This window comes from Cytobacillus sp. (genome assembly GCF_032154635.1).
In the GTDB taxonomy this organism is placed as follows: Bacteria; Bacillota; Bacilli; order Bacillales; family Cytobacillaceae; genus Cytobacillus.
Genome location: NZ_JALDXW010000030.1, coordinates 12,057 through 34,225, shown reverse-complemented (window position 1 = coordinate 34,225; position 22,169 = coordinate 12,057). Strand labels below are relative to the sequence as shown.

Genomic DNA, 22,169 nt, shown 5'->3' with positions numbered 1-22,169 from the left:
GCACCCTCCCTTACTTTTTATTTTTATCCCATCTAGAAATCCACTTAAAAAAGAAATTCTTTATTTGTTTAAAAATTCCTGCCAATCTATTATATATCTTATCGACTGTTTTTTTAATATGTTTCGGCAAAAGTTTCCAAATTAGCAAAAAAAGCCACTTTACAGGTAGTAAAATGAGTTTCACTATAAATAATACTAGTTTTAGCACGGCTTTTAACAGTGATAAAAGACCCTTTCCTAATAAAATAAATAAAGAAATGATCCCGACAATTAATGCACGAATCGGTTTATAAAGAACAAAATGGAATAATTTCAACAAAAAGCGGTAAAAATTGATGACCATTGTAATAAGGATTTCTAGTAAACGGAGATAAATTCCCTTAAATAAACTTTGGTAGGCAGCAAATCCGCATAAAAGGGCAAGAAAGATATATCCTCTTAGTTCTCCTCTATTAACTAAAAACAAAATATAAAAAATCGCCAACCCTTGTACAATCCAGAAAAGGATATCATTTATAAAAACGATTACGCGATTCCTTTCTGTCCGCTTTAAAAATCGATTATATGTATCAAGGGTAGCGCCAAAGACACAACCCATGCCAACCATTGCCAGCATGGTGATAAATTGAGTTGTTAAAGTCATCGGAATAACTTGCTAAAGAATCCTTTAGCCTTATCTCCATGCTGATCATCAAGATAGACGAGATCAAAGATTTTTCCCTTTATCGAGACAACACCCTTATCTACATCTAAATTCTTCATTTGCAGATTCTGGCCCTTTATTGCTAGAAAACCCATAACTGTATCTAATAGAAACTCTTCATTATCAAAGCTCTCAACCTGCTTAACCCCAGTAATGTCTAACAGCCTTCTGCTTCGCATGATAACATCATGTTCCTGGACGTTTGTTTTTGTCGTTGAATTTGTCTCATAATATTGACTCATTCGTTCATCCCTCGCATTCACAAAGTACAAGCTTTTTGTACATGTTATGAACGAAAAAGATAGAATAGAACAAAGAAATGCGAAAACGCCTTGATCATCGCCGTACAAACTGGAAGGGTCGCTACTGAGATATAGGAGACACAATGAGCGGAAGCGAATTAATGTCGACTTATCGTAAGTAGGTAACCTGAAGTTTGATAGGCGATAGGCGCTGCAGCTAGACAACATAAAAATGCGGAGGCGACTGCTTTGCCCCGACAAGCATAAGACAAGACGGATGGAAGGTTGTTCTTTAACCTTCTAGCCGGATTGGCTTATGACCTCGAGGGGCTAGGAGCCGCAGCTAGACAACACAGAAATGCGGAGGCAGCTGCTTACCCTTCCGATTCGATTTTCTCTTCTTTAACAATCGTATACATTTCAGCAGCGTCTTCTTTTCTCGTTGTTTCCTGAATACGGTCAATTTTTACAGTTACTAATTTTTGGCCGAAGCGAACGACTAATTCATCTCCAACCTTCACGGTTGTGCTCGCTTTGGCTTGCTGTCCATTAACCGAAATACGCCCCTGATCAGACACTTCTTTCGCTAGCGTCCTTCTTTTAATTAACCGTGACACTTTTAAAAATTTATCTAATCTCATACATAACCCTCCTCTATTTATAACCCTTTTTCTTTTGCTTCATCCCAAAATTGATCAAGCTGCTCTAAGCGGAAGTCTTCAAAAGGCTTTCCGCTTTCCTTTACCTTTTTTTCCACATATGAAAAGCGGCGTCTGAATTTTTGATTTGTCTCGTATAATGCCTCTTCTGGATCAATTTTGTAAAATCTGGCGATATTAACAATCGCAAAAAGAACATCGCCAAATTCATTTGCCATTTTATCACTGTTTTTTTCTGCTTCTATTTCAAATTCACGAATCTCTTCTTTTACCTTCTCCCAAGCGGACCCTACTTCCTCCCAGTCAAAGCCAACTTTTGCTGCTTTCTTCTGAATTTCTGCAGCTGCCATTAAATTCGGAAGGGACTTCCCTACTTGATCAAGTAGTGATTCTTCTTCGATCCCCTTCTCTTCTTGTTTAATGGCCTGCCAGTTCTTCAAAACATCTTCTTCGGTTTCCGCTATTGTTTGACCAAATACATGCGGATGGCGGCGAACCATTTTTTCAGACAGCCCTTCGACGACATCATCTATTGAGAAAAACCCTTCATCCTCGCCAATTTGTGCATGCAGGAGAACTTGAAGCAGGACATCGCCTAGCTCTTCAATTATATGGTCAGTATCCTCCTCATTTATCGCCTCTATAAGTTCATACGCCTCTTCGATTACATACTTCTTTAAAGATTCATGTGTTTGCTTTTTATCCCACGGACAGCCATTCGGTCCACGCAATTCAGCAATAATGCGACGGAGCTTTGAAAACCTTTTATATAAAATAGTCTCATCCCTGACTGGCGGGATATAAACAGACGTTAAATTATTTAACTCTACTTCACGATCAAGCTCAAATAATGGAACCTTTTTTATTCGTTCATATTGGCTGCCTGCAGCAGTCACAATATAAATATCATAGTCATACGGGAGGATATCCATAAGTGTAAGCTTTACTTCTGAAGCAACAAATTGATCGTACACCTGACCAATAATTACATGCTGTTTCACTTCCATTTCATCCTTCTTCAGACATGTGCCATCAAGAAGCTGAAAGCCATCGATCGGGTCAATCTTTAAAGCTTGGAATAGGGCATCAAGAAAGCTTTGGCCGCCGCCGATTTCTATTTCCACACCTTTTTCAGATGCTATTTCGAGCAAAAGCTGTACGGTTTGTTCAGCCACAAGCGGATGACCTGGCACTGCATAAGTAATATTCCCCTTTAATAAAGCTTCCTCAAGAAGGGAGTTGCTTATCTCCTCATATACCGCTTGAAATTGATCATGTTTTTCATAAACGGAATCAAAAGATATAAAATTTATTCCCTCTTTTTCTAGTTCATTTATAACCGGATGCTCCTTTGTACGCAAAAAAAGTGAATCCGCGTTCTTTAATGATCGATAAACACCAAGCGGAAGCTGGTCCATATCTCCTGCACCAAGCCCGAGTATATGAATTCTTTTCATCAATCTCTTCAACTCCTATTTCTCTTTAGGCAGGAAGAACAAAAGCTTGCTTCCAAACGGCAGCATCGCTAGTTCCTCCTCTTTAAAGGTCCTCCCTTTTAACACAACCCATAAATACACGATTGCACCAACAATTACAGCACTCATTGCCTGAAAGGCTGCAAACAGTCGTTCATGATCAATAGATGGGAAAAGACCTGTTACATATAAATAAAGCTTTAAAATGAACATCATGACTAATGTAGCTGCACTTACAACAAGGAAAAATCGTTTGCTTAGAATAGACGTCTTTAATAATCTTCGAAGCTTATACAACAATAAGAACATGACCATACATAACGCTATGCAGGATGCAATTGCCGCACCCAATATACCAAATAGCGGTACAAGGGCCATATTCAAGCCAAACTTTATCCCAAACCCGCAAAGAATAATGCAAGCCGGGAAAATAAAATTGCCCAAGCCTTGAAGTATGGCGGTTGTTGTAATGATTATAGAAGTAAAGAAAATCAGCAAACATAATACCGCCAACACTTCAGATCCATCACTATTTTCAAACAGCATACGATTTGTCGGTTTAATAATACTCCATAAGCCAAATGCCGCACCAAGTCCAACGAATAGAGCTATTTGAAGAGCAAGCCTAATTTTATCATGTATATATTCCATTTGTTCTTTCAGCTTTTCACTCGTAATCATCGGAACAAGAGATAGTGACATTGAGGTCGCAACAACCGTACCGAGCTGTATTAACGGCTGCCCACGGTCATAAATCCCCTTCAATTCCTTTGCCCCTTCACTCGTAAATCCGGAAGAAAGAAGATTGGAATAAAGATTCAAAGAATCAGCCATTTGAATAAAAACTAGAATCAGGCTGCTTATACAAACAGCGAAACCTTGGAGAAGAAGCACGCTTGCAATTTTCCTGCTTTCTCTCCAATTTATTTTTTCAATTGATAGTATTGATCGTTTTCTTCTATTCCAATAAAATATACCCAATATCAGTATGGCTGTTAATCCGCCTGTTACTGAACCAAGAGTGGCACCACTCCCGACTACGTATAGGCTATACTCATGTTTCGTCAAAATCCAAGCTGCAAGCAAAATGGTAAGAACACGAACAAGCTGCTCTCCAACCTGAGAAACTGCGGTCGGAACCATATTGCCAGTTCCTTGAAAATAACCTCTAAGGATAGATACAATCGGAAAAATTAGAAAGACAACCGAAATCATTCGCAGTAATGGCACAAGCCCAAGGTCACCCATTGATGCAGCAAGCCATTCAGCTCCCCAATAAAGGATTGAAAAGCCCGAAAAACCAATGAACATTAAAATAACTGAAGATATGACAAATAAATGCTGGACACCATTCTTCTCCTGCTTTACTGCCTGCTCTGCATAAAGCTTAGAGATAATAACCGGAAACCCATTTGTAGCTAATACGAGCGCAACGCCATAAAATGGATAAACTTGCTGATAAATATAAAATCCAACATCTCCAACTATATTTTGAAATGGTACGCGATAGATCGCACTTAATACTTTTACAATCAAAGCAGCCATCGTTAAAATGAGTGCTCCTTTAAATAGCTCTCTAGAATCCTTATCGGGCATCATCAGCCCAACTCCTCCCAACAAAACACAATCCCCAACAATAATTCAGAAGTATTATAACACAGAAATGCGGAAGCGCCTTGATCATCGCCGTACAAACTGGAAGGGTCGCTACTGAGATATAGGAGACACAATGAGAGGAAGCGAATTGATGTCGACTTATCGTAGGAAAGGAACCTGAAGTTTGATAGGCGATAGGCGCTGCAGCTAGACAACACAGAAATGCGAAGGCGACTGTTTAGCCCCGACAAGCTTAAGACGAGCCGGATAGAAGGTTGTTCTTTAACCTTCTGGCCGGATTGGCTTATGACCTCGAGGGGCTAGGAGCCGCAGCTAGACAACACAGAAATGCGAAGGCGACTGTTTAGCCCCGACAAGCTTAAGACAAAGAAAAAAGGCAGCATATCGCTGCCCCTTTCACCATATTTTTTACAAACAATCGAACTAAAAAGCAGAAGTTTTTCTTAGGATTCCATTTGTCTTGCTAAGAAGCTTGCAGCTGTTTCCACCGCTTTCTGTTCAACATCACCTAATGAACCCTCTTTTGAATAGATAATAACTGCACCAATTGGATCTCCATTTGCAATTATCGGACCAATTGTATAAGCGGAGAAATCTTCTGAATTCCCTTCAACCAAGGCGAAATTGCCTGATTGATTCATAATAACCGAACTACGGTCCTCCATAGTTTTCTCAACTAGTTCGCTAATATTTTTGTTTAAATAATCCTTCTTTGAACCACCTGCAACAGCAATAAAAGTATCTCTGTCACATATTAATACGGGATTGCCAAGGCTATCATACAGTGCTTCTGCATACTCCTTCGCAAAATCACTAAGCTCACTGATTGGTGAATATTTCTTTAAAATCACCTCTCCATCACGATCCACAAAGATTTCAAGAGGGTCCCCTTCACGAATACGTAATGTTCTTCGTATTTCCTTAGGAATTACTACACGACCTAAATCATCGATTCGACGAACAATGCCAGTTGCTTTCATCTAATGTTGCCTCTCTTTCATCTGATGATTCGAAAAGCGGTTGCGCTAGCTGTAAACATCACACTCCCGCTTTTCCTTTAGCAATGCTTTAATTGGGAGAAAATGAATGCATCGCCATGTTTGAACTTAGTATCTTTCATCTGGAAAGTTATATACACATTCAATAATTTTTTTCTCGCAATTGTCATAAGAACCAAAGCTAGTCAAACATCACAAAAAATTCAATTAAGAATTACCCTCTTTTTAAGCAAGCTAAACATCTTCTATGAAATCGTTTGACTCTGCTCTTCTTTTCTTGATTCATAAAGACCACGGACAATTTCAAAGGCAATATTCAGCCATTCGCTAGTTTTCATCCCTTTAATATAAAGGACTGCCTTTAATTTTTTTCCATCCATACCAAGACCAACAGTTCGTCCATATTTACTTGTGACTTCAAAGATTTTCTGCCCATCAATTCGTGAGCTTGCTTGTTCAGATAAAAGAATTAAAATTTCATTCTTAGCCTGCTTAATCGTTTCAATTCCTGCCATTTCTCCATATACCTTCATCTCAGTCATTTGAAATAAATAAGATACTTCATCTGGATATTCCCCAAATCGATCGAGCATTTCTTCATTTAATTCTTCCAGATCTTCCAGTGAAGAAATTCCTCTGAATCGTTTATACATTTCAATCTTTTGATGACCGTCATTAATATAAGCATCAGGAAGATATGCATCCACTTCAAGGTCCACTTCTGTTCGTGGCTTGACCACTTCATTCATATTGCCTTTCCGTTCCTCAATTGCTTCTTTTAGCATTTGTGAATATAGATCAAAACCAACAGAATCGATGAAGCCATGCTGTTCAGCTCCCAACAAATTTCCAGCTCCCCTTATCGATAGATCACGCATGGCAATCTTAAATCCGGATCCTAATTCTGTAAATTCCTTTATTGCTTGAAGACGTTTTTCCGCCACTTCTGTTAATACCCTATCCTTTCGGTAGGTAAAATACGCATAAGCGACTCGATTCGAACGGCCAACCCTTCCTCTTAGCTGATACAGCTGTGAGAGTCCCATTTTATCAGCATCATGAACGATCAAGGTATTTACATTTGGAATATCAACACCCGTTTCAATAATCGTCGTGCTCACAAGAACATCAAATTCTCCTGCAAGAAAGCTCAGCATAACGGATTCTAATTCATTTTCTGTCATTTTCCCATGTGCAAAGGTCACCTTTGCATCTGGTACAAGCATAGAAATTTCTTCGGCTTTTCTTTCAATATCCTCGACTCTGTTATAGAGAAAATACACTTGCCCATCTCTCGCAAGTTCTCTTTCAATTGCTTCACGGACGATCCCGCCATTATATTCCATGACATATGTTTGAATAGGAAAACGATTTTCAGGTGGTGTTTCAATTACTGACAAATCACGCACACCTAGCATTGACATGTGAAGGGTCCTCGGTATTGGTGTTGCTGTAAGAGTCAACACGTCCACATTCGTCTTTAGCTGTTTAATTTTTTCTTTATGCGTCACCCCGAAGCGCTGCTCTTCATCTACAATTAATAGACCTAAATCCCGGTAGGAAATATCCTTTGATAAAATACGGTGCGTACCAACAACAACGTCAACTGCACCTGATTTAAGCCCTTTAATCGTTTCTGTTTGCTGCTTTCTTGAACGGAAACGGCTCAGAAGTCCAATTTCTATCGGAAAGTCTTGAAATCTTTCCCGCATAGTTTCATAATGCTGCTGAGCAAGAATGGTAGTTGGAACAAGAATAGCCACCTGCTTTCCATCTGCAATTGCTTTAAAAGCAGCACGGATTGCCACTTCTGTTTTTCCATAACCGACATCCCCGCAAAGCAATCGGTCCATTGGCCGCTCCCTTTCCATATCCCGTTTAATCTCATGAATCGAACGAAGCTGGTCTTCTGTTTCTTGATAAGCAAATGCCGCTTCAAATTCCCTTTGCATTTCTCCATCTGGACTAAAAGCATGTCCTTTCGAGGCTTCTCTTTCCGCATAAAGCTTAATTAGGTCATCCGCAATATCCTGAACAGAGGATTCAACTTTCTTTTTAACTCTTTTCCAATCATTCCCGCCTAATTTATATATTTTTGGCTCTTTCGCCTCTGAGCCTACATATTTTTGAATAAGATCAATTTGCTCGACTGGGACATAAAGCTTATCACTGCCTTGATAGCGTATATGAAGATAATCTTTATGAACACCATTAATTACTAGTGTTTCAATCCCTAAATATTTTCCAATTCCATGATTCACATGAACAACATAGTCACCAACTTTTAATTCCGAATAGCTTTTGATTCGTTCAGCATTTGACAGTTTCTGGCGACGAGGCTGTTTCTTTGTCCGTTTATTAAAAAGCTCTTCTTCCGTAAGGACGGCAAGCTTTTGAATCGGCAATTCAAATCCTGTATGAAGATTTCCTTCTGCGATCTGAACCTTACCAAGAAGAAGCGGCTGCTTTTCATCTACGAACAACGTATTAATTTCATAGTCTTCTAACACCCTTTGAAGCTTCTTTACCCGTTCTTCCCCGGGACCCAACAATATAACTGTATAATTTGCTTTTTTCCATCGTTCCAGTTCACCTTTTAACACATTCATCTGACCATGGAAATTTTGCATTTGCTTGCATGTTACATTAATAATATTTTCTGGACTCGTGTTCGGGACATGTCTTAAAAATAAGGACATATATATAACAGGCTGCTTCTTCTTATTTAAAAACCCTCGTAAATCATGGGATATTTTCACATCATGGATAATTTGACCTTCACTTAATAGACTTGTATACCATTCCGCTTCTTCCTTCTCCAAAGAATCATTCATCTCTTGGACACGACTGATTTCATCTATAACAATAAGACCATTCTCAGGAAGATAGTCTACTAAACTACTTCTTTCCTCATAAGCAAAGGAGAGATATTTGAATAGTTGGTCAGGTTTATTGCCCATTTTCAACTGTTCTAACTCAAAACCAATATTTTGTGCTAGTTGTGTCTTTGCTTTTTCATCTTTTAACTTTTTAAGGCTTGATCCTAATCCTTTTTCGAGCTTTTCGATGATCCTGCTAAAATGATCCGCATGCAAAGGATATTCTGTTGCAGGACCAATTGTCACTTCAGTTAGTTTTTCTTTTGAACGTTGATCCTCCAAGGAAAAGGAACGAATCGAATCTACTTCTGTATCAAATAATTCAATCCGGATAGGATCTGTTTCTGTTAAAGGATAAATATCAATAATGCCGCCTCTTACACTGAACTCACCTGGGGATGAAACCATTCCAACCCGCGTATAGCCCATCTGAACAAATTGCAGGAATTGATCTTCAAGAAGTTCATCGCCTACCTTCAATGTTAATTGACAAGCCTTCCAAAGGGATGCAGGAGGGAGAATTTTCCTCAGACCTGCCATCGGGGCAATTAATATCCCATTTTTACTTTTGCTCCAATAGTTTAAAACTTCTATTCGCTGTGCCTTTAATTCAGGACTAGCAATACTAATTTCTGCAGCGATTAACTCATTAGCTGGATATAAAAATACATCCGATTCCCCAGTTAGATTAACAATATCATCATATAATTTTTGTGCCTGAAGCAGATTATGCGTAACAATAAGCATCGGCTTTCGTGTTTGTTCATATACAGATACTAGAAAAAGTGTGCGTGCAGAACCGGATAGGCCAGATATCAGCTGCTCCTTCAATCCTTCTTTTATACCAGACAAGACGGACCTTACATCATCTTGCTGACTTATTATATGTTTAAGCCCTATCATGGCTACCCTCCAATCTGAAATGTGCAAGCGGCTTGGTCAGACCCGACAATCATAAGATAAGACGGCTAGAAGGTTGTTCTTTAACCTTCTGGGCGGATTAGCTTATGACTCGAGGGGCTAGCCGCTGAAACTAGACAATCTGAAATGTGCAAGCGGATTGTCAGTTTATCTTCACCAACAATTCACAATAGTTAGAAATAGAAAAACGCTTTGGATGATGGTCCAAAGCCTATTATTGAATCAAGAAATCATGTTCGTAATAATCAGGATTACGTACTAACAATTCATGGCAATCCTCGCATATTGCTTTTACTTGAAGATCGCCTGACTGATCATAGGATATCATTTCCTGTCGTTCAGAATGATTTAATAGATGAAAACCTAGAGAGTCCGTGTTGATTGCTGTATTTTCAATTGTTCCAATTTTTACTCCACAATGACGGCAATGATAATGTATAGCCACGCCTGTCCCTCCCTGCCAAGCAGTTCAATACTATTAGTATGAACGCCTTAAGAGGAACTTATTCAAACGAAATACCAAATCGTCGTAAATATAAAGATATATTATTGTATGATACTAATAAAAAAATATGATTGATTACTGATTATATTCATTCATAATATGCAAAAATGGCTTGGATATCCAATCTTCACAGGCATTTGTACATTTTTGAATAACCTCACCCAATATTTCCTGCTCTTCTTTCGTAAATCTTCCTAATACATAGTCTGGAACCTTCATTCCGCTAGGAGGTCTGTCAATCCCTACTCGTATTCTGTTAAACTCTTGTGTCCCCAAATGAGCGATAGTTGACTTTATTCCATTGTGACCGCCTGCACTGCCCTTTTGCCGCAATCTAATTTTCCCAACTGGTAAATCTAAATCATCATAAATAACAACAAGCTCTTCATCTTCTATTTGAAAATAATCCATTAGAGCGGCAATAGATTCCCCAGATAAATTCATGTATGTAAGAGGCTTTAACAAATAAACTTTCTCTCCCTGCACATGCCCAACACCGTAGATTCCTTGAAACTTCGCCTGGTTTAACGGAATATTTAATCGCTCAGAAAGTGCATCAATTACTTCGAATCCAATATTATGCCTTGTTTTTTCATACTGCTTTCCAGGGTTTCCTAGTCCAACAATTAGCTTCATCTTCCCACCATCTTTTTATATATTGCCTAAAAAGAAGGGGCTGACCAATTCATTCAGGCCAGTCCCTTTCTTTCGGGCAAGGCATTATTCCTTTTAGTCTCTTTCTTCACTGCTTTTCGTTTCTCTGCCTTCCTCGTTATCAGGAGTTCCAGGCTCCTGTTCTTCCCCGCTATTAATTTCTGCTTCCTGTCTAGGAGGAAGGATGGAGGCAACGACTTCCTCGTCGCTCTCGTTTATTGTATAACCGCTGTTTGTCGAAATATCAGCGATGGTAATTGTTTCATTTACTTGAAGATTCGAAACATCGATATCAACCGATTGAGGAATGTTATCCGGTGTTGCAGTGACTGTAAGGTCATGCATAGATTGCTGCATCACACCGCCATCTTTGACTCCCGGTGCATCACCAACAAGATTTATTCGGACAGTTGCTGTTATTTCCGTCGACATATCTACTGCAAGAAAGTCAACATGAATTACCTCATTTTTAATCGGGTCTGCCTGATAATCACTTAATACTACATTATGCTTATCCCCGTCTACGTCTAATGAAATAACTCCATTTCTTCCTACTTTTCGGATCACCTTAGTAAAATCAGCTTCACTTATAAAAATCGATTGACTGTCCAGCTTTGCCCCATAAACTACAGCTGGAATATTTCCATCCCTGCGTATACGTGTTAATGCAGAACCTCGAAATTCTTTTCTTTCCTGAGCTTGCAATACAGCTGTCATCAAATTGGTCCCCTTCCTCTTTTTATAATCTAAGACACTCTATATAAAAAATGCCCTAAAATGAGGAAAACTAAACCTTTCCGTTTAAAATCAGCAGTATCAAAAATGCAACAATAGCAGGCTTGCATTTATGCAGGCCTGCTGATTTTTATCAGATAAGAAAGTATTAGCGAAAGAACTGTCTAGCTACAGCGCTAAGCAAAGCATTTACGCTTTCTTGCTATTAATCGAAAAGCGTACTTACGGACTGTTCTTCATGAACACGAATAATTGCTTCGCCAATTAAAGGCGCAACAGATAGCTCAACAATTTTGTCAATTTTCTTTTCTTCTGGCAAAGCAATTGAATTTGTAACAACTAATTCTTTAATATTTGAATTCTGAATTCTTTCAATTGCTGGCCCAGATAATACCGGATGCGTACAACATGCATAGACTTCAGATGCCCCATTTTCAATAAGTGCATTGGCAGCAAGGGTAATCGTTCCAGCTGTATCGATAATATCATCGATTAAGATTGCCACTTTTCCATCAATATTACCTACGATATTCATCACTTCAGCAACATTTGGCTTTGGACGACGCTTATCAATAATGGCAATCGGAGCTTTTAGACGCTCTGCCATTTTACGAGCACGTGTTACTCCACCATGGTCAGGAGATACAATGACAACATCTCCATCCATTGCCTTCTTCTTGAAGTATTCAGATAAAATCGGCACACCCATTAAATGATCAATTGGAATATCAAAGAATCCTTGAATTTGAGGTGCATGTAAATCAAGCGTGATCACACGAGTTGCTCCTGCAGTTTCAAGAAGATTAGCCGCTAACTTAGCTGTAATTGGTTCACGCGCTCTAGCTTTTCGGTCTTGACGCGCATATCCATAATATGGCATAACAATATTAATTGTTTTAGCAGAAGCACGTTTTAAAGCATCGATCATAATTAATAGTTCCATTAAGTGCTCATTTACAGGAGAGCTTGTTGATTGAATCACATATACGTCACAGCCGCGAATACTCTCTTCAATGTTGATTTGAATTTCCCCATCGCTAAAACGCTGTACTGAGCATTTCCCTAGTTCTACTCCAATTACACTTGCTATTTCTTGTGCTAAGTCACGGTTTGAGTTAAGACTAAAAACCTTTAAATTAGGATCTAAATATTGGTTAGACATGTTGAGCCTCCATCGCTTTATTTCTTTCTGTTCATTTTTTCTACATAATTCTCTTTATTCACTTGACGCGCTCTAGCAATTGACAACGCTTCCCCCGGTACATCTTCTGTGATAGTAGAACCGGCTGCTACATAAGCGTTCTTGCCAATTGTTACAGGCGCAACAAGATTGGAATTACAGCCAACAAAAACGCCATCCTCAATTTTTGTCAAAAATTTATTTTTTCCATCATAATTAACAGTGATTGTACCACAACCAATATTCACATCCCTGCCAACCTCAGCATCACCTATATAGCTAAGGTGTGAAGCCTTGCTTCCTTCACCAAAGACAGCTTTTTTCACTTCAACAAAATTACCGATTTTTACATAACCGTGAATTTCTGATTTTGGACGAATATGGGCAAATGGGCCAATTTGTACATCATTTCCAATTTGGCTATCAAATGCAGCAGATTGACGTAAGACAGTACGATCTCCCACTGAACAATTAACAATTTCACTATGTGGGCCAATCACACAATCAGAGCCAATTACCGTATTTCCAGAAAGAATTGTTCCTGGGTACAAGACTGTGTCCATTCCAATTATAACATCTGGACCGATATATGTATTGGACGGGTCAATAATTGTCACACCATTTTTCATATGATATTCATTGATCCGCTTTTTCATAATTCGCTCTGCCTCAGAAAGTGCTACACGATCATTTACACCAAGTGTTTCTTCAAATTCATCCGTTTGATAAGCTGAAACGATTTCTTGATCATCTTTTAAAATTTCAATCACATCGGGAAGATAATATTCACCTTGTACATTATCATTGCTTACACGATTAAGGGCACTAAATAAAGCCTTATTGTCAAAACAATAGGTTCCAGAATTGATTTCCTGAATTTCTCGCTCTGCCTCTGTAGCATCCTTATGTTCAACGATTTTTTCTACAAGCCCATTTTCATCACGAACAATGCGGCCGTATCCTGAAGGGTCATCTGCTACTACCGTTAAGACCGTAGCCTTTGCCTTTGTCTTCTCATGGTGGTTAAGAAGCGCTTCCATTGTTTCATGCTTAATCAATGGGGTATCACCACATACAACAATCGTTACGCCCTCTTTTTCACCTAGTATATCCTTTGCTTGCATAACGGCATGAGCTGTTCCTAGCTGCTCATTCTGTAAGGCATATAATATATCATCCCCAAGCTGAGCTTGAACCTGTTCCGCTCCATGACCAATAATGGTAACCATCTTCTCTATATTAAGCTTTGAAACCTGATCAACCACATGTTGAACCATTGGTTTACCACAAACGGGATGAAGGACTTTATAAAGTTTTGATTTCATTCTTGTCCCTTGGCCCGCGGCTAAAATCACCGCATAACGATTAGACATTAACGCAGCCTCCATTCCAAAATATATCCTTAACACGTCAAAAGCCATCACAATTATATCCTTTTTATCCATTAAAAATATATCTTAAATAGGCTTCTATTTCAAGGAATGAAGAAAACTACTTATATTTGTCAATTTCATGAACATTTTTTATTAGGTAAGGTTTAGATGGAAACAAAAGGGGGAAATGATAGAGGAGTGGATGGAAATTGATTTCCACTCCAGGTTGCTCGTTTTCTACTACAATTCATTTTAAAAAAGACAAATAAAAAGAGCCGTACTTTGGAAGTAGGCCCTTGATGTTTATTTGTTTAGGAAGCTCCAGCTTCTTCAAATTCAACTTCTAATTCACCTAAACGGTGGTATTCTGATAATACAGCTTCCTGAATCTTGCCTCTAGTTCCGGAGTTAATCGGATGAGCGATATCTCTAAACTCACCATCTGGCGTGCGTTTGCTTGGCATCGCAACAAATAGACCGTTATTCCCATCTATCACTCGAATATCGTGAACAACAAATTCATGATCTAAAGTAATGGATGCAATAGCCCTCATCCGACCATCTGTATTAACACGGCGTAATCTTACGTCAGTTACTTCCATCCTGTTCACCACCTTTGCTTTGAAGATACAAACCTAATGTATAAATTCAACATCATTCTTATTTCTCCTTCTTTAAGGCGAAAAAAATTTTCGAATTATTCAGTTGAAAGAGTAAGATGTCATATTTTCCCTGAGATTCCCTCATTCATTATGACTAGTTTTCTGTAATAATATACAAGATAATTTTTAATTTTAAATAATAAGCCCTGTGTTAGTCATTCTCCTTTAGCAAATAAAATAAAAAACAAGCTTATTAGATAAATAAGCTTGTAAATCGATCTTTCCATTTATTTAACTAAAGCAACCACTTCAATTTCTACTAATGCATCCTTAGGAAGTCTTGCAACTTCTACACAAGAACGAGCCGGCTTATGAGTATGGAAGTATTCACCATATACTTCATTAATAGCAGCGAAGTCATTCATACTTTGAATGAATACAGTCGCTTTTACTACAGTATCCAAGGAAGCTCCTGCCTCTTCAAGAACCGCTTGGAGATTTTTAAATACTTGATGTGTTTGAGCCTTTACATCGCCTTCAACCATTACACCTTCAGCTGTTAGCGGAATTTGTCCAGAGCTATAAAACAAATTATTTACAATGATTCCTTGTGAATAAGGACCAATTGCTGCTGGAGCCATGTTCGTTTGAATCGTTTTCATACCGATTTTCCCCCTTCTACAGATCTTTTAAAATAATTTCCTTCACCTACATTAATTTTTTTCTCTTTTACATCGACATCTGAAAGCCTAACCAAGGATAAGTATTCATCTACGAGCCGCTCTTCCGCTTTCTCCGATTCAACTAATACAGCAATTCCGGCAACATATGCCTTAAACTCTTCCAGCATACTAACCATTCCATTGACCGTCCCGCCTGCCTTCATAAAATCGTCAACAATCAAAACTCTTGAACCTTCTTCAAGGCTTCTCTTAGAAAGCAGCATCGTTTGAATTCGTTTGGCAGAGCCCGATACATAGTTGATGCTTACAGTTGAGCCTTCAGTTACCTTACTGTCTCTTCTAACAATGACAACAGGGACGTTTAGATAATTTGCCACTGCATAGGCTAAAGGAATTCCCTTTGTAGCAACTGTCATAACTACATCAATTTTTGTATCAGCATAAGCAGAAGCAAATAAGCGCCCTGCACGCTGAACAATCATTGGGTCTCCTAATATATCTGTCATATATAAATACCCGCCTGGCAGTAGCCTTTCAGGACTAGCAATTAATTCACAGAGCTCTTTAATAAATGCTCTTGCCTCTTCATCCGACACCTTTACATGGAACCGTACCCCACCTGCAGCTCCTGGCACTGTTTGTAAAGTGCCAATATGTCTTTGCTCAAATGTCTCCTTAATAATGGCTAGATCTTCACTAATTGAAGATTTAGCTGATCCATATCTTTCCGAAAAAAAGGTTAAAGAAACTAATTGATGTGGATGTTCTAGTAAATAATTCGTCATATCAATTAAACGTTCACTTCGACGAAATTTCATCATAGGACCCCCAGTAAAATCCGAATATTTTATCGATAATATATCATTATCATACGGATTTAATCAAGCATATGTCTTTCACCAAGCATTCTAACCGCAAAAACTTGATCACAAAAACCTCTTAGTCCATTATAAATCCGCTGCATTCTAGAATCATGATGAACAAGGCCAAATACAGTCGGTCCACTGCCGCTCATCAACACCGCATCCGCCCCGAAACGCTTCATTTGCTCTTTTATTTGAGCGACTTCCGGATGTAAGGCAAATGTTACGTCTTCAAGCACATTGCCAACATGCCCGCATACACCTTCATAATCCCCTTGTTCAATTGCTTGAATCATTTCTTTTGTGTGCGGATGATGAATCCCATTTAAATTAAGCCTGCGATACACATCTGCTGTTGAAACACCTATAAATGGCTTAGCCAATACGACCCAGCAAGTCGGTGCAGCTGGAAGCTTCGTAATTATTTCCCCGCGACCTGTTGCAAGAGCTGTCCCGCCATATACACAGAATGAGACGTCTGAACCGATCTCTGCTCCTATTTCAGCAAGCTGGTCAAATGAAAGTCCTAGCTTCCAAAGCTTATTAAGCCCTCTAAGTACAGCTGCTGCATCACTGCTACCTCCCGCAAGCCCCGCTGCAACTGGTATAGTCTTTTCTATGGCAATCTCTACGCCACTTTTCACATGAAATCGTTCTTTTAAAAGGCGTGCAGCCTGGTATGCCAGATTCCGCTGATCATCTGGAACAAATCGATTATGTGAGATAATTTTTATTTCATCTTGCTCTAATAAAGTTAATTCTAGGCGGTCCGCTAAATCAATTGTTGTCATGATCATTTCAACTTCATGATAGCCATCTTCCCTTTTATGTAAAACATCTAATGATAAATTGATCTTCGCCGGTGCCTTCACCAAAAGCTTCACATTTCCACCTACTTTATATATTTCAACGACTCCATTTTTTGTCCTATTTTACCACAAAACAACAAAAGTAAGACCTCTGATCTAACTTTCGTCACAAATTATTTGTTTCACGGAATATTCCGTGAAATACGCTAGCGCTGCAAATAGATCATTCTCAAACTTCAAAGTAAAACATTCTCATTTTAAAATAAAAAAACCAGGGAATATGCCCCTGGTTTCACACAGTGTTTTCAATTTAGTTAATAATAAACAAGCGTTAAAGCCTTTAAAAGAATTACTGGTTTTTCAGAAGACTTTGCTGGGCAATCTCTACTGCTCTTTTGACCATATTCCCTGCATCTCTGGCCGTTATGCCGCCCCACCCCTCTTTTTGGACGGTATCATAAAAGCCTAATTCCTTCGCAAGCTCTTCTTTAAATCCTTCTGACATAACCCCTCTTCTTCTGCCTATGATTAACATCCCCTTTTACACTGTGTATGTATAGTATGGAACAATTATCTTCATTTACACAATGAGAACCCAATAAAAAAGAGCGGCTGATTGATTCTCAGCAGCTCCATGTAAAGCAAAAACATCTATTAATTTAAAGCAACTTGTCCTGTTGTATCTTCATAGAATGTAATTTGAACCGTTTCTGTTAAGACATCTGCATAGCTGTAAGATACGCGTTCAAACGCATTTTCTTCCTGATCTAACTCAATAACAAATACGGATGGGTACGTTTCAGCTAAAACACCTGAACGCTCAATCGTCTTTCTCCGTCCGCCATTGGCCTTGAGTAAAAGTCTTTTCCCAAGGTTTGAATCAAGAGCCTTTTTGATATCATTTAATGTTTTTCCCATTCGGTCCACCTCACTATGTTAAGTATATCACGTTGACACAATGGAGTCAAATTAAAAATATAAATTATAACAGGAAATAAAAAAGATTGTCAATATATTTTAATCCACAATTTCTTCTATTTTTCAACATTTATAGGTTGCCCCTAGATATAAGGAAATATGTATGTTTGCTTACATTCTCTTCACGCAAAAAAATAAACCGTTGTAATATAGAACGGCTTATCAATTAAGATTCAGTATTTTGTTCTCTATTATAAGGCATGCCCGTTCTCAGCACCCCTCTTGTTTCTATTCCTCCTAACCCTTTTTCCCCAGTCAATGTATTCCTTAATACGTCCCAAACATTGATTCGCTCCATAAAGGGCGTAAAGCTGATCTTTGCCACGATATAAACCGGATCAAGTGCATGAATGTTCACTCTATAAGGGGAACTTGCAAAATTTGCCCCCGCATGGATGATTGATTCGAAGTGAGACTGACAAGCACCAGCAAAAATTACAAGCTGGTCTAAATGAGGAACCTTCTTCCTTGCCTCTTTTACCGTTTGAACAAAATGTTTCGAATGTCTATATGCATTAATATCTGCCTTTTTCCCCTTTGCTTTTGAATATGAATCATGTCCTGTAATAACTAATATATCCGGCCTGTAATAATCGATTAATTGTCCAATTTTGACTGGCATTTCCTTTTCATTGCAATGGATCCCTGTTACAGGAACACCGATTTTTTCATATAAAGATAAGCATTTTTCCAAATAAGCCGGGTCACCATCTAAATGCAGCACCCTTCCTGGAATCTGAAAATAATTATAAGCCTTGCTGTACCCGTCTGTTGCCTCATACTCCTGCCTCTGCTTCAGCAGATCTACATCCTGCTGAAATAACTGCAGGGATTGCTCCTCTCTCGTATAAAACTCCTTCGCCTTCTTTTCTCTCATCGACTGGCTTACTGCTAGTAAATCCTCAAGCGGTGCGTCCGCAATTAATCGAATATCTTCCCCATATAAAATGGCCATTTTCTTGCCATTTTGTTCACGTATGTCAATTACCCGAAACATAATATCACATTGATAAGAAATTCTCCCGACAATATCCATGATGTTTATGCTCACTGCTATCACTCCATTTAGCCCTATACAAATAAAGAGCGATCTAATCGAATAATAATCCTTTCATAAAATATGCATACGTCTATAAACATGTGCGTTATTCTATAAAAGCAGGGCAACTAGAGGTAATAGCCGATTGTTATTTTTGTTCAACCGAAAAAGGCCTGCAGCATGCAGACCTTAAGCAAATTTCGGAGAGAGATGATCACTTAACCGGGCAAACTCTTCAATTGATAACGTCTCTCCTCGTCTTCCCGGATCAATTTCCGCTTGTTTCAATGCAAAAAGAATGTCTTCCTTCTTCTGTTTTCCTTCTGGCAGCCCATTCGTAAGGTTATTCAGTAATGTTTTTCTCCTTTGAGCAAAGCTAATTCTTATTAACTGGAAAAAGAAACGCTCATCCATTACTGATACTGCTGGTTCTTTTCTTTTTGTTAATCGAATGACTGCTGAATCTACATTTGGCTGAGGCACAAAAACAGTTTTAGGAACAATCATTACCGTTTCAGCCTCTGTATAATACTGAATAGCAATCGAAAGGGAGCCGTAATCCTTTGTTCCTGGCTTGGCAGCTATTCGATCAGCGACTTCTTTTTGGAGCATGCAAACAATCCCTCTAATCGGCAGCTTTTCCTCAAGCAGCTTCATAATAATTGGTGTTGTTACATAATAAGGGAGATTAGCCACAACCATTAAATCTGCTATTTCACCCAGTTCCTTTTCAATAACCCCTTTTACATCTGCTTTCAATACATCTTCATGGATAACCTTCGTATTTGGATAGGGAGCCAATGTTTCTTCTAAAATTGGCAATAAACGCTGATCAATTTCAAACGCGACCACTTTCTTGCTTCTTCTGGCAAGCTGCTCTGTTAAAGCTCCAATTCCTGGCCCTATCTCAATAGCTGCTGAATCCTCCGTTAGTTCTGCATGATCAACAATACGTTTTAAAACATTTGTATCGATTAAAAAGTTTTGCCCAAGACTTTTCTTAAAGGAAAATCCGTATTTTTCAAGAATATCTCTTGTTCTAATTGGTGTAGCAATATCTTTATGCATTGTCTTCCTCCTGACGTATAACATGGATAGCGGCAGCAAATGAAGCCTTGCTAATCTGGAACATCATTAATCTTTTATGCAGCTGTTTTCCATTTGCAAAACCAATTTTCAGCAACTTCCCAAGTTTTTCTCTGCGCTCTCTTGCTCCCTCTCCACCTATAAGGCCCGCTGTAATTAAATCCTCTTGGGTTATCTCCTCTACAGCCTCTTCATGCATCACTTGAGCAGCTTGAAGAGCTCTCCGGATCGTTTCAGGAGACGCATGTTCAACACCAACCCCTTTTCCGTGCTTATGAATAGCGTCTTCTTTTTCAATAAAAGCATGCTTACAGCCTGGAACCTGTTCTTTAATCGTATGGCGGATTTTTTGTCCTGGAAAGTCCGGATCTGTAAGGACAATAACCCCTCTCGTTTCTTGGGCAAGCTTAATTTTTTCAATCGTTTCTAGACTAATGGCTGACCCATTCGTTTCAATTGTATCAGCGTCTAATGCTCTCTTTATTGCAGTTGTGTCATCTTTTCCTTCGACCACAATAATTTCTTTAACTCTCATATATCCTCCTTAAGACAACGAAAAGCGGTAGCGTTTTGGCCATCACCAAACAAACGCAGAAGGGCCAAGTCTTTCGATAAAGGAAACACGAGGGGCGTTCGCGCATTCGTGCTTGACTTATCGTAGGGAGAGGACCTAAAGCTTGCTAGGCTGATCGAAAACTAGTGCTAAACCATTCTTTATTCCAAAATTACGCTTCTCTTTTAAATAAAATATTTGAAAAAAACTTGAAACATTTTTGTAATGTAAATCGTCTATATAGATGAACATTAAATAATGACTTTTATTATATATGAAAAATCCAAGAATGGAAAAAAACAAAAAATGCAGAGGTTTTAAATAAAAGCCCCTGCATCGTAAATGATCCTATTAATTTAGAATTTTTATTTTAACCGTCTTTCTGCCCCAACGGTATGCTTCAGATTTAGATGAGAAAAATACATCAATTTTGTTTCCTTTAATTGCAGATCCAGTATCAGCGGCTACAGCATATCCATAGCCCTCCACATATACCTTCGTTCCTAATGGAATTACTCGTGGATCTACTGCAATCACCTTTACATTTGGATTGGCTCTCAAATTAATGCCCGTTGCGGTATTTCCAGAGCAGCCATTACAGTGCGCTGTATAAGCCGTTGATGTAACATAGATTTCTTTGCCGCCTGATTCATTGCCTCGGGACACCACATGATTGACTGTCTTGGATCCAACAGCAACTACCTTATCCGTTTTTTCTCTGATTTTTTTCTCACTAATTAATTTTCTGGAAACTTCTATGCCGTTTTCTAAAACAACTTCAAATTCCTTGCTTAGAAGGCCTTCCTTGCCTGGTGTAACAACCTTCTCTGTACCTTTATTCATGCTGCTGTCCTTCTTTGTTACAACAGCAAACTTTATTGGTTCTTCCACTACATCGGTGACCTTTTCTACTCGAATGACATGGATAACGTCATTTTCTTTGACTTTTTTTTCTGCTTTCGGTTCAACACGATCTAACTCTCCTAGTGTAATCCCCTGCTGTGATAAAAAGTCAGCGACCGTAGTCGAAGTTGACCATACTTCTTTCTTATTTCCGCCATCCATTAATGTAATCGGAAATGCTGTATCTATTTCTATCTCTAACTGATTTTTAATTTCGCCTTCGAGATTTGGCTGAACTTTATCATGTTCAGATAAGACAATCTTCTGTTCATTCAAAAGCTCCTCAACAGTTTCGGATACTGTCCAAATCGTTTTCTTCTCGTTGTCTTTTACAATGTGAACCTGTTTTGCCGGCTTCCAAACAACTTCTAAATTGTTTTCTACCTTGGTGTCTCTAGCTGGAAACACATAATCCTCTGAGTGTAAAGAAATTTCTAGCTCTGCAAATAACTCACTTATCGTTGAAGCATGAGTTTTAATATTTTTTTCTTGCCCATCTAATGTTACCGCTACTGTTTTCTTAGTAGTTTCAAAGATTAAGAAGCCAAAAGCAGCTGCAAAAACTAGAAAACTCGCAGCAATAATTGCTACTTTCTTTTTACTCAAAGACTTGGATAACAGGTTTTTCATGTTTTGGAATACGATGAAAAACGCCTCCTTTTCTCTCGGAGTGATTATATAGACTATCGAGCTTGCTGTCAACTCCTTGGTA

22 protein-coding genes are annotated in these 22,169 nt (G+C 38.7%); all 22 read right to left on the bottom strand.

The window, feature by feature from the left end:
- Positions 1-10: 10 nt before the first annotated feature.
- Positions 11-643 (bottom strand): spore cortex biosynthesis protein YabQ, encoded by a 633-nt coding sequence (gene yabQ, locus RUH74_RS18110; RefSeq protein WP_313802524.1) that lies wholly within the window; start codon positions 641-643, stop codon positions 11-13.
- Positions 640-945 (bottom strand): sporulation protein YabP, encoded by a 306-nt coding sequence (gene yabP / locus RUH74_RS18105; protein WP_313802522.1) that lies wholly within the window; start codon positions 943-945, stop codon positions 640-642. Before yabP ends, yabQ begins: the two co-directional genes overlap by 4 nt.
- 374 nt (positions 946-1,319) lie before the next feature.
- On the bottom strand, positions 1,320-1,586 hold the full coding sequence (locus RUH74_RS18100; protein ID WP_313802520.1) for an RNA-binding S4 domain-containing protein: 267 nt from the start codon (positions 1,584-1,586) through the stop codon (positions 1,320-1,322).
- A 17-nt stretch (positions 1,587-1,603) separates the two neighbouring features.
- The gene (yabN, locus tag RUH74_RS18095; protein ID WP_313802565.1) at positions 1,604-3,061 is read right to left on the bottom strand and encodes a bifunctional methyltransferase/pyrophosphohydrolase YabN; all 1,458 of its coding nucleotides are present in this window, start codon (positions 3,059-3,061) and stop codon (positions 1,604-1,606) included.
- Between the two features lie 15 nt (positions 3,062-3,076).
- Positions 3,077-4,678: a putative polysaccharide biosynthesis protein gene (locus tag RUH74_RS18090; protein ID WP_313802518.1), complete on the bottom strand. Its 1,602-nt coding sequence runs from the start codon at positions 4,676-4,678 to the stop codon at positions 3,077-3,079.
- 461 nt (positions 4,679-5,139) lie between these two features.
- Positions 5,140-5,676 carry a stage V sporulation protein T gene (gene spoVT, locus RUH74_RS18085; protein WP_313802516.1) on the bottom strand — a complete coding sequence of 179 codons (537 nt, stop codon included), beginning with the start codon at positions 5,674-5,676 and terminating at the stop codon, positions 5,140-5,142.
- A 263-nt stretch (positions 5,677-5,939) separates the two neighbouring features.
- Positions 5,940-9,476: a transcription-repair coupling factor gene (gene mfd, locus RUH74_RS18080; RefSeq protein WP_313802514.1), complete on the bottom strand. Its 3,537-nt coding sequence runs from the start codon at positions 9,474-9,476 to the stop codon at positions 5,940-5,942.
- Positions 9,477-9,708: 232 nt separating this feature from the next.
- Positions 9,709-9,939 carry an anti-sigma-F factor Fin gene (gene fin / locus RUH74_RS18075; RefSeq protein WP_313802512.1) on the bottom strand — a complete coding sequence of 77 codons (231 nt, stop codon included), beginning with the start codon at positions 9,937-9,939 and terminating at the stop codon, positions 9,709-9,711.
- 135 nt (positions 9,940-10,074) lie between these two features.
- Positions 10,075-10,635 carry an aminoacyl-tRNA hydrolase gene (gene pth, locus RUH74_RS18070; protein ID WP_313802510.1) on the bottom strand — a complete coding sequence of 187 codons (561 nt, stop codon included), beginning with the start codon at positions 10,633-10,635 and terminating at the stop codon, positions 10,075-10,077.
- A gap of 93 nt (positions 10,636-10,728) precedes the next feature.
- Positions 10,729-11,370, bottom strand: a complete 642-nt coding sequence (locus RUH74_RS18065) for a 50S ribosomal protein L25/general stress protein Ctc (RefSeq protein WP_313802508.1) — start codon at positions 11,368-11,370, stop codon at positions 10,729-10,731.
- 223 nt (positions 11,371-11,593) lie between these two features.
- Complete coding sequence (locus RUH74_RS18060; protein ID WP_313802506.1) at positions 11,594-12,550, bottom strand: ribose-phosphate diphosphokinase; 957 nt, start codon at positions 12,548-12,550, stop codon at positions 11,594-11,596.
- 17 nt (positions 12,551-12,567) lie between these two features.
- Complete coding sequence (gene glmU / locus RUH74_RS18055) at positions 12,568-13,941, bottom strand: bifunctional UDP-N-acetylglucosamine diphosphorylase/glucosamine-1-phosphate N-acetyltransferase GlmU (RefSeq protein ID WP_313802504.1); 1,374 nt, start codon at positions 13,939-13,941, stop codon at positions 12,568-12,570.
- A 311-nt stretch (positions 13,942-14,252) separates the two neighbouring features.
- Positions 14,253-14,543: a septation regulator SpoVG gene (gene spoVG, locus RUH74_RS18050; RefSeq protein ID WP_053479353.1), complete on the bottom strand. Its 291-nt coding sequence runs from the start codon at positions 14,541-14,543 to the stop codon at positions 14,253-14,255.
- A gap of 287 nt (positions 14,544-14,830) precedes the next feature.
- A complete protein-coding gene (locus RUH74_RS18045) occupies positions 14,831-15,205 on the bottom strand; it encodes a RidA family protein (RefSeq protein ID WP_313802501.1) in 375 nt (124 codons plus the stop codon).
- The gene (gene purR, locus RUH74_RS18040; RefSeq protein WP_313802499.1) at positions 15,202-16,044 is read right to left on the bottom strand and encodes a pur operon repressor; all 843 of its coding nucleotides are present in this window, start codon (positions 16,042-16,044) and stop codon (positions 15,202-15,204) included. The genes RUH74_RS18045 and purR overlap by 4 nt, the downstream gene beginning before the upstream one ends.
- Before the next feature lie 59 nt (positions 16,045-16,103).
- Positions 16,104-16,973, bottom strand: coding sequence for a 4-(cytidine 5'-diphospho)-2-C-methyl-D-erythritol kinase (gene ispE / locus RUH74_RS18035; protein ID WP_313802497.1), 870 nt, complete (start codon positions 16,971-16,973; stop codon positions 16,104-16,106).
- A gap of 274 nt (positions 16,974-17,247) precedes the next feature.
- Positions 17,248-17,424 (bottom strand): small, acid-soluble spore protein, alpha/beta type, encoded by a 177-nt coding sequence (locus tag RUH74_RS18030; RefSeq protein WP_102275782.1) that lies wholly within the window; start codon positions 17,422-17,424, stop codon positions 17,248-17,250.
- Positions 17,425-17,552: 128 nt separating this feature from the next.
- Positions 17,553-17,816 carry a biofilm formation stimulator Veg gene (gene veg, locus RUH74_RS18025; protein ID WP_053479348.1) on the bottom strand — a complete coding sequence of 88 codons (264 nt, stop codon included), beginning with the start codon at positions 17,814-17,816 and terminating at the stop codon, positions 17,553-17,555.
- A gap of 226 nt (positions 17,817-18,042) precedes the next feature.
- Positions 18,043-18,927, bottom strand: coding sequence for a sporulation peptidase YabG (yabG, locus tag RUH74_RS18020; protein ID WP_313802492.1), 885 nt, complete (start codon positions 18,925-18,927; stop codon positions 18,043-18,045).
- A 177-nt stretch (positions 18,928-19,104) separates the two neighbouring features.
- On the bottom strand, positions 19,105-19,983 hold the full coding sequence (rsmA, locus tag RUH74_RS18015; RefSeq protein WP_313802490.1) for a 16S rRNA (adenine(1518)-N(6)/adenine(1519)-N(6))-dimethyltransferase RsmA: 879 nt from the start codon (positions 19,981-19,983) through the stop codon (positions 19,105-19,107).
- Positions 19,976-20,536 carry a ribonuclease M5 gene (rnmV, locus tag RUH74_RS18010; protein WP_313802488.1) on the bottom strand — a complete coding sequence of 187 codons (561 nt, stop codon included), beginning with the start codon at positions 20,534-20,536 and terminating at the stop codon, positions 19,976-19,978. The genes rsmA and rnmV overlap by 8 nt, the downstream gene beginning before the upstream one ends.
- A gap of 369 nt (positions 20,537-20,905) precedes the next feature.
- Complete coding sequence (locus RUH74_RS18005; protein WP_313802486.1) at positions 20,906-22,087, bottom strand: ubiquitin-like domain-containing protein; 1,182 nt, start codon at positions 22,085-22,087, stop codon at positions 20,906-20,908.
- Positions 22,088-22,169 lie beyond the last annotated feature (82 nt).